Annotated in this window: 13 protein-coding genes; 10 read left to right on the forward strand and 3 right to left on the reverse strand. The window is 69.5% G+C overall.

What is annotated here, in order from left to right; genetic code table 11:
- Window positions 1–18: 18 nt before the first annotated feature.
- On the reverse strand, window positions 19–813 hold the full coding sequence (locus ABD401_RS03450) for an SDR family oxidoreductase (RefSeq protein WP_344601622.1): 795 nt from the start codon (window positions 811–813) through the stop codon (window positions 19–21).
- Window positions 814–1010: 197 nt separating this feature from the next.
- Here ABD401_RS03450 and ABD401_RS03455 point away from each other — a divergent pair, with 197 nt between their 5' ends.
- A complete protein-coding gene (locus ABD401_RS03455) occupies window positions 1011–1934 on the forward strand; it encodes an alpha/beta fold hydrolase (RefSeq protein ID WP_344602305.1) in 924 nt (307 codons plus the stop codon).
- A gap of 76 nt (window positions 1935–2010) precedes the next feature.
- Here ABD401_RS03455 and ABD401_RS03460 read toward each other — a convergent pair whose 3' ends face one another.
- Window positions 2011–3228, reverse strand: a complete 1218-nt coding sequence (locus tag ABD401_RS03460; RefSeq protein ID WP_344601624.1) for an amidohydrolase family protein — start codon at window positions 3226–3228, stop codon at window positions 2011–2013.
- A gap of 139 nt (window positions 3229–3367) precedes the next feature.
- Here ABD401_RS03460 and ABD401_RS03465 point away from each other — a divergent pair, with 139 nt between their 5' ends.
- From ABD401_RS03465 to ABD401_RS03505, 9 genes are all read left to right on the forward strand, one after another.
- On the forward strand, window positions 3368–4696 hold the full coding sequence (locus ABD401_RS03465; protein ID WP_344601626.1) for an amidohydrolase family protein: 1329 nt from the start codon (window positions 3368–3370) through the stop codon (window positions 4694–4696).
- Between the two features lie 32 nt (window positions 4697–4728).
- A complete protein-coding gene (locus ABD401_RS03470) occupies window positions 4729–6267 on the forward strand; it encodes an AMP-binding protein (protein ID WP_344601628.1) in 1539 nt (512 codons plus the stop codon).
- Entirely contained in the window at window positions 6264–7076 is an 813-nt protein-coding gene (locus ABD401_RS03475) for an SDR family NAD(P)-dependent oxidoreductase (protein WP_344601631.1), read from the forward strand. Before ABD401_RS03470 ends, ABD401_RS03475 begins: the two co-directional genes overlap by 4 nt.
- A gap of 165 nt (window positions 7077–7241) precedes the next feature.
- The gene (locus tag ABD401_RS03480) at window positions 7242–8726 is read left to right on the forward strand and encodes an aldehyde dehydrogenase family protein (protein ID WP_344601633.1); all 1485 of its coding nucleotides are present in this window, start codon (window positions 7242–7244) and stop codon (window positions 8724–8726) included.
- Window positions 8727–8788: 62 nt separating this feature from the next.
- Window positions 8789–10180 carry a hypothetical protein gene (locus ABD401_RS03485; protein WP_344601635.1) on the forward strand — a complete coding sequence of 464 codons (1392 nt, stop codon included), beginning with the start codon at window positions 8789–8791 and terminating at the stop codon, window positions 10178–10180.
- On the forward strand, window positions 10177–10605 hold the full coding sequence (locus ABD401_RS03490; RefSeq protein ID WP_344601637.1) for a hypothetical protein: 429 nt from the start codon (window positions 10177–10179) through the stop codon (window positions 10603–10605). The genes ABD401_RS03485 and ABD401_RS03490 overlap by 4 nt, the downstream gene beginning before the upstream one ends.
- Complete coding sequence (locus tag ABD401_RS03495; protein ID WP_344601639.1) at window positions 10602–11045, forward strand: hypothetical protein; 444 nt, start codon at window positions 10602–10604, stop codon at window positions 11043–11045. Before ABD401_RS03490 ends, ABD401_RS03495 begins: the two co-directional genes overlap by 4 nt.
- Complete coding sequence (locus tag ABD401_RS03500) at window positions 11042–12982, forward strand: branched-chain amino acid ABC transporter permease (protein WP_019873833.1); 1941 nt, start codon at window positions 11042–11044, stop codon at window positions 12980–12982. The genes ABD401_RS03495 and ABD401_RS03500 overlap by 4 nt, the downstream gene beginning before the upstream one ends.
- Window positions 12969–14489 (forward strand): ABC transporter substrate-binding protein, encoded by a 1521-nt coding sequence (locus ABD401_RS03505; RefSeq protein ID WP_344601643.1) that lies wholly within the window; start codon window positions 12969–12971, stop codon window positions 14487–14489. Before ABD401_RS03500 ends, ABD401_RS03505 begins: the two co-directional genes overlap by 14 nt.
- Here the strand turns inward: ABD401_RS03505 and ABD401_RS03510 are convergent, their stop codons facing one another.
- Entirely contained in the window at window positions 14490–15167 is a 678-nt protein-coding gene (locus tag ABD401_RS03510) for a TetR/AcrR family transcriptional regulator (RefSeq protein WP_033384918.1), read from the reverse strand.
- Between the last annotated feature and the right edge of the window lie 27 nt (window positions 15168–15194).

Genomic DNA, 15194 nt, shown 5'->3' on the forward strand with positions numbered 1-15194 from the left:
AACGGTGGCGTCCGGAAACTAGGCCGGCGGCTCGACCGGGTCCAGGCGCAGGTCGCGGGGGAGGTCCGGTGCCTTCGACCCGTCGAGCAGACGGGGACCGGGGATGCCGGCGAACGCGTAGTCGACCGGGTCGCGGCCCGGTTGCAGCACCGTCACCAGCGCCTGGGACCGGCCGGTGACGAGGTCCGCGAGCGCAGCCGCGATCTGGTCGGCCGTCAGCAGCGGGAACGCGGCCGCCTCGAACTGCTGCTGGGCGGTCCCGAGCAACGGCGTCTCCACGAACCCGGGGCAGACGGCGTGGATCCGTACCCCGTCGGCCGCGAGCCCCGCCGCGGTGCTGCGGACCAGCCCGATCACCGCGTGCTTGGTCATCGCGTAGACCGGGTCGGCCGGGACGCCCATCAGCCCCGCCAGCGAGGCGGTCACCGTCACCACCCCGGGCCGGGCGAGGTGGGGGAGCATCGTCCGCAGCCCGTAGACCACCCCGTCGACGTTCACCCGCATCAGCCGGGCGTACCGGTCGAGGTCGAGGGTCGCGAGATCCGTCCCCCCGCCCGCGATCCCGGCGTTGAGCACGAGCGCGCTGAGCCGGCGACCGTTGTGCTCCAGGTTCGCCGCGACCTGCTCCCACGCCGCGAGGTCGGTGACGTCGAGGACCTGCGCCGTCCCCCCGATCTCCGCCGCGACCACCTCCGCCTTCGGGTCGACGTCCCCGATCACGACCTCGTACCCTTCGGCCGCCAACCGCTCCGCCGTCGCCCTCCCGATCCCCGACGCCCCACCGGTGACCAGCGCTGTCCCTCGCGTCTCCATGGCCCGATTCTCCCGCCCGGCGGCCCCAGTGAGCGACAGGGTTGAAACGGGTGCAGTGCCTTGGCGCCCGAACAGCGCCTCAGGTGTTGCAACGTTGTCGCTCACTGGGGGCGGGGCTGCCGCCGCTCCGTCAACACGGGTGTAGACCCACCTGGTGGAATGTGAAACGAGTAGGGAAGAATTACTGCGTGCTTCCCATTCTTTCTTTCTTCCGCAAGGCGACGGTGTCGACGGCCGAGGTGCCGATCTCGGTCCGGGTGGCGGGGTCGGGGCCGGGGTTGCTGCTGCTCCACGGGTTCCCGCAGACCGGGGCGATGTGGCACCGGATCGCGCCGGCGCTCTCGACGGACTACACGGTCGTGGTCGCGGACCTGCGAGGTTACGGGGGGAGCGGGAAGCCCGACGGTAAACCCGGGGGCGAGCTGTACTCCAAGCGTGCGATGGCGCAGGACATGGTCGAGGTGATGGAGGCGCTCGGGTTCGGGACCTTCACCGTCGTCGGCCACGACCGCGGGGGACGGGTGGCGCACCGGATGGCGCTCGACCACGCGGAGCGGATCGAGCAGATCGCGGTGCTCGACATTCTCCCGACGCACACGGTCTTCCGGAACACGAACGAGGACCTGGCGCGGTCGTACTACCACTGGTTCTTCCTGAGCCAGCCGTACGACCTGCCCGAGCGGATGATCGGTGCCGACCCGGAGTTCTACCTGCGGTGGTGCCTGCGTTCGTGGAGCACCGACATGCAGGCGTTCAGCCAGCCGGCGCTCGACGAGTACGTCGCGGCGTTCTCCGACCCGGCGACGATCCACGCCGCGTGCGAGGACTACCGCGCCGGCGCGGGGATCGACCTGGAGCACGACGAGGCCGACCTCGACACGAAGATCACCGCCCCGCTGCTCGCGCTCTGGGGCGAGCACGGCTACGTCGGGCGCAAGCACGACGTCGTCGCCGAGTGGCAGAAGAAGGCCGTGGACGTCCGCGGCGAGGCACTGCCGAGCGCGCACTTCCTCCCCGAGGAGGCGCCGGTGGAGACCTACGCCGCGCTGCGCCGGTTCCTCACCCTCAAGGGCGCGGAGATGCCCGGCCGGCACGACAAGGAACCGCCGATCACCCTGTGACACAGGCAAATCGCCAACGAGAACGGCCCCCGGAGCGAACTCCGGGGGCCGTTCTCGTGGTCGGTGCGACGTGCGATCAGTCGACCGGGATGCCGTACAGGTTGGCGGCGTTGGTCGACATGACCTTGCGGATCACGTCGGGACCCCAGGGCTCGAGCACCTTGAGGGCGTGCTCGACCGGTGAGGGGTAGAGGCAGGTCGGGTGCGGGAAGTCCGACTCGAACAGGACGTTGTCGAACCCGATGAAGTCGAGGACGCGCGACGGGGCGGCCTCCTCGAACCAGAAGCAGCCGTACACGGAGCGGCGGAACAGCTCCTTCGCCGTGGGCTGCTCCCAGACGCGGCCGTCGAGCGAGGTCTCCAGCAGCTGGTAGTCCAGACGCTCGAGGACGTAGGGGATCCAGCCGATGCCCGACTCCACCGAGACGAACTTCAGTTCCGGCCACCGGACGAGCAGGTCCGAGGTCAGCAGGTTCGCGAGCATCTTCGCGTTGTTCATCTCGAGCAGCACGCAGCCGATCACGTGCGTGCGGATCGGGTCCTGACCCGGCCACACCCCGGAGGTGAAGGCCTCGCGGTCGAACTCCGAGCTGCCGACGTGGAAGTTGATCGGGATGCTCAGCGCGGTGCAGAGCTCCCACATCGGGTCCCAGTGCTTGTCGATGATCGGCGGCAGGCCCGCGGCGTGCGGGGCGCTGCTCATCGTGATGCCGGTGAGCTTGAGCTCTTCCTTGCAGCGCTGGATCTCCTTGAGCGCGGCGTCGAGGTCCCAGAACGGCACCAGGGCCTGCGGGTAGAGCCGGCCACCGGACGTCGCCTGCATCTCGCCGCACGCGTCGTTGTAGATCTTGAGGATCTCCAGCGCCAGTTCCTGGTTCGCGTGCTTGATCAGCTTGTGGGCGCCGAACCCGACGACGTTCGGGTAGATGATGTGCGCCCAGACGCCCTGGCGGTCCATCTCCTCCATCCGCGCGACCGGGTCGTACGACGCGGGGTGGATCTCGTGGATCGGCATCGTGCCGTTCTGGATGTCCCAGTCCAGCAGCGCGGACTTGGTGCCGTCCTTACGGATGACGCTCGCCGAACCCGCGGACGAGAACAGCAGGTCGTCGCCGTTGAACTTCCAGCACTGGCCGCCCATGCCGTTGTCGGCGATGTGGGGAACCTGCGTCCGGAACTTCGCCGGCACGCGGGACGTCCACAGGTCGTGGGGCTCCGAGTAGTGGGTGTCCGCGTCGATGACCTTGAGCCCGGCAAGCTCTTCCGGGAAGCCGGGGAAACGGTCCAGCAGCATGCGTGGGTCTCCTCCCTGATTGCTCGAGAACGTAGCAGCGGATCCGCTCTCAATCAACCTCGGTGTTGACTGGCTCCATTTCCAGCGTCTACGGTTATTTCGCTGTCATTGCGCCCCCGTCGATCCCGGGAGTTCTTCCGTGTCCTCCACCTTCCCGACCAACGCAGAACTGAATTCCGGCCCCGGCGAGCGGGCGATCATCATTTCCTCGGACGGTCACGCGACCGCGCCGATGAAGGACTACGCGGCCTACATCCCGGCGGCGTACCAGGAGGACTTCGCAGAGTTCTGCGTCGAGTTCGAGAAGGTCGGTGCCCGCACCACGGACCCGGCCAGCCTCCGGAACCGCATGGACGAGTACCTCGTCGAGGAGTGGATCGAGACCGTCATCGAGCCCGGCCGCCTCGAGGGCCAGGGTGACCCGCACAAGCGCGTCAAGGAGCTCAACCACGAGGGCATCGCCGGGGAGATCCTCTTCCCCGACTTCGGCCTGCCGTGGGAGCTGCACCCGCCGCTCAAGGCGGCGCTGATCGGCTACAAGCGCAGCCCGGAGAAGGTCGAGATCGCGAACAAGGCGCACAACCGCTGGCTCGCGGACTTCTGCTCCGCGTACCCCGACCGCTTCGGCGGGCTCGCCGTCGTCAGCTTCGCCGACGTCGACGACACGATCGCGGAGATCCGCTGGGCCAAGGAGAACGGCCTGATCGGCATCGCGCTGCCGAGCCTGGACGAGTCGACGCCGTTCTTCCACTCCCGGCACGACCCGATCTGGGAGGTGCTGCAGGAGCTGGAGATGCCGATCAACAGCCACACGGCGATCTCCTCGATCAGCACCCACATGGCCACCGGGACGCTGATGGCGGTTCCGCACCCGGCGTGCGCAGTACCGATGATGACCGCGCAGGCGTTCTTCTCGACGCAGCAGATCCTCACGCACATGATCTGGGGCGGGGTGTTCGAGCGTTTCCCGGGGCTGAACCTGGTGATGACCGAGCAGGGCTCGGGCTGGGTGATCAGCGCCCTGCAGTCGATGGACTACACGTGGGAGAAGTCCTACCTGCGCCGCGACGTCCGCGAGGTCGTGAAGGAGAAGCCGTCGTTCTACTTCCAGCGCCAGTGCCACATGGGCAGCTCGCTGTTCTCCCGCGCCGAGGCGATCGCACGTCACGAGATCGGCATCGACAAGATCCAGATCGGCATGGACTACCCGCACCACGAGGGCACGTGGGGCGCGGGGCCGGGCACGCTCGACTGGCTGCGGTCCACCCTCGGTGCCGCCGGCGCCTCGCCCGAGGACGCGCGCAAGATGCTGAGTGAGAACGCCGCCAAGCTCTGGGGCTTCGACCTGGACAAGCTCCGGCCGGTCGCCGACGAGATCGGCCTCAAGATGGACGCGCTGCTCACCCCGAACGACTACGACTTCTTCCCCCGGGGTGACGTGCACAAGCCGCTGGCCACGGCGTTCTGATTTCGCTCATCCGAGGCGAGGAGACCTGACGCATGATCAACATCGGCCGGCTCGCGACGACGACCGCGATCAGCGCCCCCGACCGCGAGGCACTGATCGCGCCGGAGGTCGGCGTCCGCCGCACCTTCGGTGAACTCGCGACCCGCACGGATCTCCTCGCCAAGGCGATGGTCGGGACGCTGGACGCCGGGCAAGGGCAGCGCGTCGCCGCGCTGTCGCGGAACTGCGTCGAGCTCATGGAGCTCTACCTGGCGACGGCGAAGGCCGGTGCGCTGCTGTTCCCGTTGAACTGGCGCTTCTCGCCGGCGCAGGTGACCCAGGCGCTTGCGGACTCGACCCCGTCGGTCGTGTTCTACGCGAGCGAGTTCGCCGACGTGGTCGAGCAGGTGCGCGGCACGGTGGATGTGGCGCAGTGGATCGAGTGGAACCCCGGCTCGTCGTCGGAGTACGAGGACGTGCTCGCGAAGGCGAACTCCGACGTGGCGCTGCCCGACCCGGACTCGCTGCTCCACGAGCCGTACCTGGCGATCTCCACCGGTGGCACCACGGGCATCCCGAAGAGCGCGGTCCACACGCAGTACTCCTACGGGGCCTGCACCCTGGACTACCTGTCCGCCGCCCGGATCAACGCCGACGACAAGTACCTGATGCTGGGTCAGCTCTTCCACGTCGTCGGCTACATGAGCCTGGCCTACCTGGCGATGGGTCGGCCGGTCGTCATCGCCGAGTTCGACGCCGACGCCTGCCTCGACATCATCGAGGCCGAGCAGGTCACCGGCTTCTTCGCGATCGCGACGATGCTGCCCCGGCTCGTGAACGCAGCCCGCGAGCGGAAGTTCAAGGCCACTTCGGTCCGCCAGGTCGAGTACGGCGGCGCCCCGACGGCGGAAGAGGTCATCCGCGACGCCGTCGAGGTCTTCGGCTGCGACATGATGCAGGCCTGGGGCATGACCGAGTTCGGTCCCGGCACCTACCTGAGCCCCAGTTCGCACCGGCGGGCCCTGTCCGGCGAGAACCCGGAGCTGCTCAAGGCGTGCGGCACCCCGGCGCTGTTCAGCGAGCTCGCGATCCTCGACGAGGACGGCAACCTCGTGCCGAAGGACGGCGTCACGATGGGCGAGTTGTGCCACCGCGGCCCGAACAACATGGTCGGGTACTGGAACCAGCCCGAGGAGACCGCCGAGACGATCCGGGACGGCTGGATCCACACCGGTGACGGCGCGGCGTGGACCCCCGACGGCCACGTGTTCATCCTCGACCGCATCAAGAGCATGATCATCTCCGGCGGGGAGAACATCTTCCCCTCGGAGATCGAGCGGACCCTCGGCAACCACCCCGGCATCGCGGAGGTCGTCGTCGTCGGCGTCCCGCACCCGGACTGGGGCGAGGTCGTCAAGGCCGTCGTCGTCCAGCGGGCCGGTGCGAACCTCAGCGCCGACGACGTCCGCGACTACGTGGGCGCCGAACTGGCCTCGTACAAGAAACCCCGGATCGTCGAGTTCGTCGCGGAGCTGCCGATGACGCCGACCGGCAAGGTCAACCGCGCTCTGCTGAAGCAGTCGCAGTCGTGACCGCGACGCTGGGCCTCGAAGGCAGGCGCGCCCTCGTCATCGGCGGCGCCGGACCCGGCAACGGTGGCGCGACCTCGCGGGCGCTCGCCGCGCACGGGGCGGCGGTCGCGATCGCGGACTTCGCCGGCGACAAGGCCGAGGCTCTCGCGGCCGAGCTCAGCGGCACCGGCGCCAAGTGCGTCGGTCTGTCGGTCGACGTCCGCGACGCCGCGGCCCTGGAGCGCGTCGTCGCCGACACGGTCGCGGCGCTGGGCGGCATCGACGTCCTCGTGACGGTCGTCGGCGGCCAGACGCTGTTCGCGCCCTGGGTCCGGCTCGACGAGATGACCGACGAGAACTGGGACCTCATCCAGTGGATGAACCTGGGGTACGTCCGCAAGGTCGTCCAGGCCGCCCTGCGTCAGATGCTGAGTCAGGGGACCGGCGGCTCGATCGTGTCGATCGGCTCGATCGCCGGGGCCGTCTCCAGCCCCTACGCCGCGTCGTACGGCGCCGCGAAGGCCGGGCTCGCGAATCTCGCGACTTCCGTCGCGCTCGAATACGCCCGCGACGACATCCGCATGAACATCGTGGCGATCGGTGTGGTCATTTCCGACGCCGCCAAGGCGGTCAACAGCGCGGCTCTCGGAATGGCGGATTCGATCCCGCTCGGGCGTCTCGGAACGCCCGAGGAAGCCGCGAACGCCGTGGCGTTCCTGGCCTCACCCGCATCGAGTTACATCACCGGCCAGACGCTCCGGTTGGACGGCGGCGTGACCAGTCGCTTCCCGCTCCGCGTCCCGTCCGCCCCACCGCACGCCGCCGGCTGAAGCCCAGCTCAGCAGCGGTTCGGGTGCCACCGGACGGTCTCATGGAGATCGCTCGTGGCGGCTCGTTTCTGCGCCTCGGTGATCTACACGCGTGTTGTCTACGCGGGTGTTGACGAGGGCTCCGGCTGTGGCTACGCTCACACCAATTCCGATTTGGGGACATAAATGTCTGAGACCACTTTTGATCCGGCTGCACTTCGCCATCTGAACGAGTTCTTCGTCGGTGGCAGCTGGATTCCGGCTGCGACGGACGAGCGCGCCGCGGTGGTCAACCCCAGCAACGAGGATGTTCTCGCCTACGTCGCCGAGCCCTCGACCCGCGACGTCGACCTCGCCGTCGAGGCCGCGCGCCGGGCCTTCGACGACGGCCCCTGGCCGACGATGACGGTCGCGGCCCGCATCGCGCACGTCCGCCGGTTCACCGAGGCCCTGATGAAGCGGTCCGCCGAGATCGGCGACGCCTGGGGCCTGGAGTGCGGCCCGACCGCCCCGTTCCGCGACGCGATCAACAACCTGGTCGCGCCGACCGTCTACTCCGACGCCTTCGCGCTCGCCGAGTCGCTGCCCGAGTTCGAGCGCCGCGACGGGTTCGCCGGCCCGGTCGAGATCCACCGCGAGCCGTACGGCGTCGCGGTCTCGATCCTGACCTACAACGGCCCGATGTCCTACGTCGGCATGAAGGTGCTGCCCGCGCTGCTCACCGGCAACGTCGTCATCGTCAAGCTGCCCGTCGAGACCCGGCTGACCGGCCAGCTCTTCGCCGAGGCCGCCGAGGAGGCCGACCTCCCGCCGGGCGTGCTGAGCCTGCTCGCCGCCGACCGCGAGGCCAGCTCCTACCTCGTCTCGCACCCGGGCGTCGACGTCGTCAGCTTCACCGGCGGCACTGAGGTCGGTTCGAAGGTGCTGCACGGCACCGCCGACCGGATCGTCAAGACCATGCTCGAGCTCGGCGGCAAGTCCGCGGGGATCGTCGCCCCGGACGTCTCCACCGAGGACCTGCTCCCGATGGTGCTGCCCGGGCTGCTGCCGTTCCAGGGCCAGGTCTGCGTCGCGCTCACCCGCCTCCTCGTGCCGCCCGCGCGCCGCGACGAGATCGCCGGTGCGCTCGCGCAGGTGTTCGGCTCGCTGAAGATCGGCGACGCGATGGACCCGGGCACCGAGTTCGGCCCGGTCGCGGTCGCCCGCACCCGTGACCGCTGCGAGAAGTTCGTCGCCGACGCCGTCGCCGAGGGCGCGACGGTCGTGGCCGGCGGCAAGCGTCCCGCGCACCTCGACCGCGGCTGGTACTACGAGCCGACGCTGCTGGTCGACGTCGACAACGGCATGCAGATCGCGCAGGAGGAGGTCTTCGGTCCGGTCTTCACCGTGCTCACGTACGACGACATGGACGACGCGGTGAAGATCGCGAACGACTCCCCGTACGGCCTGACCGGTGCGATCTTCACGCACGACGCCGAACTCGCCCGCAACGTCGGCCGCCGCGTGCGCGCCGGCTCGTTCACCCGCAACTCCACCGGCGGCGTGCTCGGCCAACCGTTCGGCGGGTACAAGCGCTCCGGCCTCGGCCGCGAGATGGGTCTTGAGGGCTACCTCGAATGGACCCAGACCAAGGTCATGAAGATCGACACGACGGCCAACTACCTCGCCTGAGCCACCCGTTCCGGCGAGCCCGGCCAGTCCGTCTGCCCCCACATCCGAGAGGTCGACCCCCGATGAGCAACCGTTCCGTGCGTCGACGGCGGGCGCTGTGCGCCACCGGCGCGTTCGCGATCCTGGCCGGCGCACCGCTCGTGTGGTCCGGGCACGCCACGGCGGCCGGCACGTTCGACGCCACCGCGGCCGCGTACGGCTTCGACTACCTCATGGAGAACGCCTCCATCGCGGCCGGAGTCTCGCCGCAGTTCGCGGGTCCGGTCGCGCAGGCGGCACTGACCTCGCTGCCGTCGGGCACCTCGTTCGCGTCGCTGCCCTACCCGGGTGAGGTCGCCGCGGGTGTGCCCGGCCTGATCCCGAGTATCGTGCAGGGCCTGCCGCAGACGCCGGCCTACCCGTTCATGGTCACCTCGGGCCTGGGACAGGGCAAGCAGGAGATCAACCAGCCCGGCATCTCGATGCGCGCCCAGACCGAGGAGACCGACGCGAGTTCGCACGCGGTCTTCGGGACCGAGGGCAGTGGGTCGGTGTCCGACGCGGTCGTGCGCGTCAGCGGCGAGCGGGTCAGTGCTGACGCCGTCGCGCGGCACGCGGCGCTCTCGATCGGCGACCAGGGCGAGATCGGCCAGGTCATCTCGAAGGCCTCGGTGCTCCGCGGCTACGACGGCAAGGTGACGAAGACGTCGAGCCTGTCGATCAGCGGCATCCGCTTCCCGGGCCTGGAGTTCACGGTCCCGGCGAACAGCCCGGCGCCGGCGCCGGTGCCGAACACCCCGCCGTTCCCGCAGATCCCATTGCCGTTCGCGGGCATGACCTTCCACGCCCCGACCTTCGGCTTCTACGACGGCCAGTTCACCGTGCAACTGCCGGGCGCGGGCCCGCAGCAGTACGCGGTCGACAACGCCGCCGTCGAGAAGGCGTTCGAGGCGCAGGGCATGCGCATCAGTTACATCAAGGCCGTCGAGACCCCGACCGGCATCACCGGCGCGACCTTCACGCTGCACTGGAAGGCGCCGGCCCCGCCGGACAACCCGCTGTACACGGGCCCCACCGACTTCACGCTGGTCTTCGGCCGCGCGAACGCCTCGATCAGCAGCGAGGGCAGCACCGCGTTCTCGCCGGTACCGGGTTCCACGGACGGGGCGCTCGGCGGCTCGGCGGCTCCGGGCGTCGACGGCGCCGGGACCGGCGGTGTCCTGCCCGGCGCGGTCGACGGTGCCGGACTGCTGCCCGGCGGCCTCGACGGTGCGGGCGCTCTCGCCGGAACTGACGCGATGTCAGGCGGCGTGCCGACCGCGAACCTCGTGCCCGCCGCGGACCGGGTTCAGGCCGCGACCACCACGTTGAGCATCGACGCCCTGTCGAACCTCTACTGGGTCCTGGTGGCGGCCGGTGTGATCGCCACATTCTCCATTCCGACTCTCCGACTCTTGGGAGCGCGATCTCGATGAACCCGATGACATTCGTGCGCGCACAGTGGGACCGGGTGGGCGCCTGGGTCTGCATCGCCGGTGGAGCGATCGTGCTGCTCCTGGGCTGGTGGGGGATCAGTGGCACCACCAGCGTCGGGCGACAGCTGCCCTACATCATCTCCGGTGGTCTGTTCGGCGTCTTTCTGCTCGGCCTCGGCGGCCTGCTCTGGGTCTCGGCCGACCTGCGTGACGAGTGGCGCGAACTGTGGAGCATCCGCGACGCGCTCGTGAAGATCGCGGCGGGGCAGGGCGGCAACGTCGAGAACTCGGCCTTCGCCCTGACGCCGGAGGAGCACGAGGAGGCGGCCGCGGTGCTGGCGGGTGGTCAGCTGCACCCGGTCTCCGCGTCGAACGGCTCGTCCTCTTCCCACCGTCGCCGCAGCACGGCGGTGAACGAGGCATGAGCTGGGTGCTCGACGGCCCGTGGCAACGCCGCGAGGTCGTCTGGCCGAGCGTGCGCATCGGCGCCGGCCTGCTCGGGATCTGGGTCGCCTACTTCGGGTGCAGCGGCACGCTGGAGTGGACCGACCAGACCGTCTGGATGGCGGTCGGCAGCATCGCGCTGATCGTGTCGCTCTCGGGTGTGGCGGGCTGGATCCGGGTCGGGCTGCGGAACCTGCGTCACCTCGAGCGCCTCATGCTCGGCACCGCCCGCGCGCAGTTCGCCGGGGCGGCGGGTGCGATCCGCGCCGACGTCGCGGCGGAGAGCCGGTCGAGCGCCCTCGTCACCGTCCCGGGTACCACCCTCGTCCATCGCGCCGACTGCCTGTTGGTGGCCGGCAAGGCCGTGGCGGCCGCGCCCTCGCAGGCCGGCCTCGACCAGTGCGGGATGTGTGAGCCGTGAGCGAGTACGTGACCTTCCTGGTCATCGGCGTCACCGTCGGCACCGTCTACGGCCTGTCGGCGATGGGCCTGGTGCTGACCTACAAGACGACCGGTGTCTTCAACTTCGGCCACGGCGCGATCGGCGCCGGCGCGGCCGTCATCTTCTACAAGCTGCGCGACGACGGCGGGCTGCCGCCGTGGATCGCGGCCTTCCTCGCGATCGTCATCTTCGGCATCGTCGTCGGCGCCGCGTTCGAACCGATCGCCCGGCGCCTCGCGCAGGTGTCCACGACGTACAAGGTCGTGGCGACGGTCGGGCTGATCGTCGCGGTGCAGGCGCTCGTGCAGCTCATCTACGGCGTCGTTCCGATGTCGGTGAGCCCGGCCCTGTCGCAGAAGCGGGCCTTCACGCTCTCCGGTGTTCAGGTCACCTACGAGCAGGTCCTGGTCACGGTCTTCGGTGTCGTGTCGGCGATCGCCCTGTACGCGTTCTTCCGCGCGACGCGAACGGGACGTGCGATGCGCGCGGTCGTCGACAACCCCGAGCTGCTCGACATGACCGGTGTCTCGCCGACGAAGGTCCGGCGCACCGCGTGGATGATCGGCTGCGGGTTCGCCGCCGTCTCCGGCGTCCTGCTCGCCTCGCAGCAGCAGCAGCTCGACGTCACCCTGCTCTCGCTGCTCGTGGTCCAGGCGCTCGGTGCTGCCGCGATCGGCGCGTTCACCAACCTCCCGATGAGCTTCGCCGGCGGCATCATCGTCGGCGTCGTGCAGGCGCTGATCTCCAAGGAGGCCAGCAGCAACGTCTCGCTGCAGGGTCTCGACACCAACGCGCCGTTCATCATCCTGTTCCTCCTGCTCCTCCTCATCCCGAAGAAGCGGCTCGTCGAGCTCGGCCAGACCGTGAAGGCGCGCAGCTCGGTGCGCGAGCCGCTGCCGGTTCAGTTCCGCTCCTCCGCGGCCGTCGTCGTGCTGGCCGGCGCGTGCGTCGTCCCGTTCGTCGTCGAGGAGAAGCTGGTCACCTGGAACGTCGCGCTCTCGCAGGTGCTGCTGTTCCTCTCCCTCGGTCTGCTGGTTCGGACGTCGGGTCAGATCTCGCTGTGCCAGATGGGCTTCTTCGCCATCGGCGCCGCGGCATTCGGGCACGCGCTCGGCAGCGGCACCCCGTGGCTGATGGCGGTCCTGTGGGCCGGCGCGGTCGCGATCCCCGTCGGTGCGCTGATCGCGATCCCGGCCATCCGGCTCTCCGGTCTGTACCTCGCGCTCGCGACGCTCGGCTTCGGCGTCCTGCTCGCGAACTACTTCTACCCGCGCAGCTACTTCTTCGGCAGCCGCGTCGGTCTGCAGACCGGGCGACCGGGCTGGTTCGAGAGCGACAAGGCCTACTACTTCCTGCTGCTGGGGATCGCGATCGCGGGCATCGTGCTCGTCGCGCTCATCGAGCGGGCGCGCCTCGGCCGCCTGCTGCGCGGCATGGCGGACTCCCCGGTCGGCCTGACGACGCTCGGCCTGTCGGCCAACGTCACGCTGGTCCTGGTGTTCTGCCTGTCGGCGTCCATGGCGGCGATGTCCGGTGCGCTCAACGCCTCGGTCTTCGGCGGAATCACGCAGGACTCGTACTCCTACGTGTACTCGCTGATCTTCCTCTCCGTGCTGGTCATCTCCGGCACGTCGACGATCGTCGCGGCGATCGTCGCCCCCCTGCTCTCGGTCGTGGCCCCGGTGTACATCGACAACCCGGACGCCGCGCTGTACCTGCAACTCGGGTACGGCGTCGCGGCGATCGCCACGGCGATGCTCGCGGAGGGCGGTGGGTCGGCCCTGCTCGGCCAACTCACCCGCAACCGCGGCCCCGAGGGTGCCGCCCCCGCACGCTCCCTGCGTCGCTTCGGCGACGCCACCCCGAACCTGACCGGTTCCCGTCTCCAGGAGGTCCGTTCCCATGCGAACGCCTAGTCCGTTCCGATCGACACGGGCTCGCACGGGCCCGTCCGCCGGACGCATCGCAGCGGTCGCCGTGGCCGTCGGTCTCGTCCTCGCCGGGTGCGGTTCGCGGGTCGACGAAGAGGTCGCGGAGGCCGCGCCGGCCGGGGTCACCTCCGACGTCGGCACCGGCGCCGTGACTCCCGGCACCGACCCGGCCGGCGGAGTCGTGCCTGGTGCCGGCGCCGGCGCCGTGCCGGGTGCGGTCGCCCCGGGCACCACGACGACGAACACCGCGCCGAACGCCGCCGCCGGTGGGAACACCGCGACGACGAACAACTCGTCCGGGACCAAGGGCAACACGGCCGGGACCAAGTCGTCGGGTGGCAACACCGCGCAGACCCCCGTCGCGGCCGGCTGCAAGCAGCAGGGCCCGCCGGTCGTGATCGGTCAGGTCGGCACGTTCAGCGGCCTCGTCGGGGCGAACTTCGCCGGCGCCATCAAGACCTCGTACGTGTGGGTCAACTACATGAACGCCAAGGGCGGCCTCGGCTGCCACCCGATCCGGTTCATCCAGATCGACGACCAGTCGAACCCGGCGCTGAGCCAGGCCGCGGTCGAACGCCTGGTCTCCAAGGAAGGCGCGATCGCGATCTTCGCGGCCTTCGTGCCGCTGGACGTCGCGGGCTTCCAGGCCGGACTGAACAAGATGAAGGTCGCGGCGATCGGCGGTGACCAGGCCGCGCCGGAGTGGAACTCCAACCAGTACATGTACCCGGTCGGTGGGACGCCGCGCGCCGGCATCGCGGGCTCGGTCCAGCAGGCCGCCGAGGCCGGCGGCAAGAAGATCGCCGTCCTGTACTGCGTCGAGGCATCGCCGTGCGGGTCGAACTTCAACGACACGATCATCAAGGACGGCTACGCGAAGAAGTTCGGCATGGAGGTCGTGTACTCCGGGTCGGTCTCGATCACGCAGCCCGACTACACCGCGCAGTGCCAGAACGCGAAGAACGCGGGTGCCGACGTCGTGGCCTGGGGCCTCGACCGTGCGGGTCTGCAGCGAGCCGCGAAGTCCTGCGCAGCCATCGGGTACTTCCCGAAGCTGCCGTTGATCGCGCTGCAGGGGAGCTTCGACCCGAAGGACCCGAACCTCCGTAAGTCCGGGGCGTTCCTGTCCAGCCTGTCGTTCCCGTACCTGATCAACAACACGCCGGCGACGAAGGCGTACCACGAGGCGATGCAGAAGTACGCCCCCGGCGCGGCGGTCGACACCTCCGGTTCGGGCACCTGGGCCGCCGGTCAGATGCTCGCGAAGATCGTCGAGAAGCTCGGGCCCGAGGCGCAGACGCGGCCGCTGACGAAGGAGGACATCTTCGTCGGCGCGGGCAAGATCAAGAACGAGACGCTCGACGGGATCATCCCGGCCACGACGTACAAGGCCACCGGACCCCAGCCGGAGAACCTCTGCTACTTCGGGATCCGGTTCAACTCCGACGGCACGTTCAACGCGCCGAAGGGTCTGAAACCGACCTGCCTGTAGCTACTGCTTCCCCTTCGCGGTCCCCGCGGCCTCCTCGGCCCCGGGGACCGCGAAGCCGGAGAGGAAGATGCGCGCGAACCCGTCGGCGATCTCCTCCGGCGGGACGGGGTAGGTCGGGCGGTACCAGCGGTACATCCAGTTGACCGTGCCGAAGAGCGCCATCGAGGCCACGTTGATCGGGATGTCGTCGCGCAGCGTCCCTTCCTCCTGGCCCTGGCGGAGGATCGAGCGGACCAGCGCCTCGTACTGGCGTGTCTCCTCGATGACGTCGATCGCCCATTCGCTGTCCTGGCGGGCGATGCGCCCGAGGTCCTCGATGTAGACGTTCATGTGGGGGTAGTTCTCCGCGTAGGAGATCACCATCGACTCGATCAGCGCGCGGATCTTCGCCGGCGTCGTGTCCTTGCTCTTGCGGATGGCGTGCGCGGCCTCCATGTCGCGGGCGAGGGCCTCGCGCACGATCTCCTGCAGCAGTTCTTCCTTGCTGCCGAAGTAGTAGTAGATGGAGGCGCGCTCGGTGCCGAGGGCTTGCGCGACGTCCTTCAGCGTGGCCTCGTACCCCTTGTCCCGGAACACGTGCGCCGCGGCGCGGACGATCTCCTTGCGACGTGCGATGTAGGCCGCACTGCCCTCTTCCATCGCGGCCTGGCGCCGCGCCTCAATTCCACTGCTCGCCATGGCGCGAATTATCGCATCATGGACGGT

Origin of the sequence: Sporichthya brevicatena, from assembly GCF_039525035.1 — a bacterium.
Classification (GTDB): domain Bacteria; phylum Actinomycetota; class Actinomycetes; order Sporichthyales; family Sporichthyaceae; genus Sporichthya; species Sporichthya brevicatena.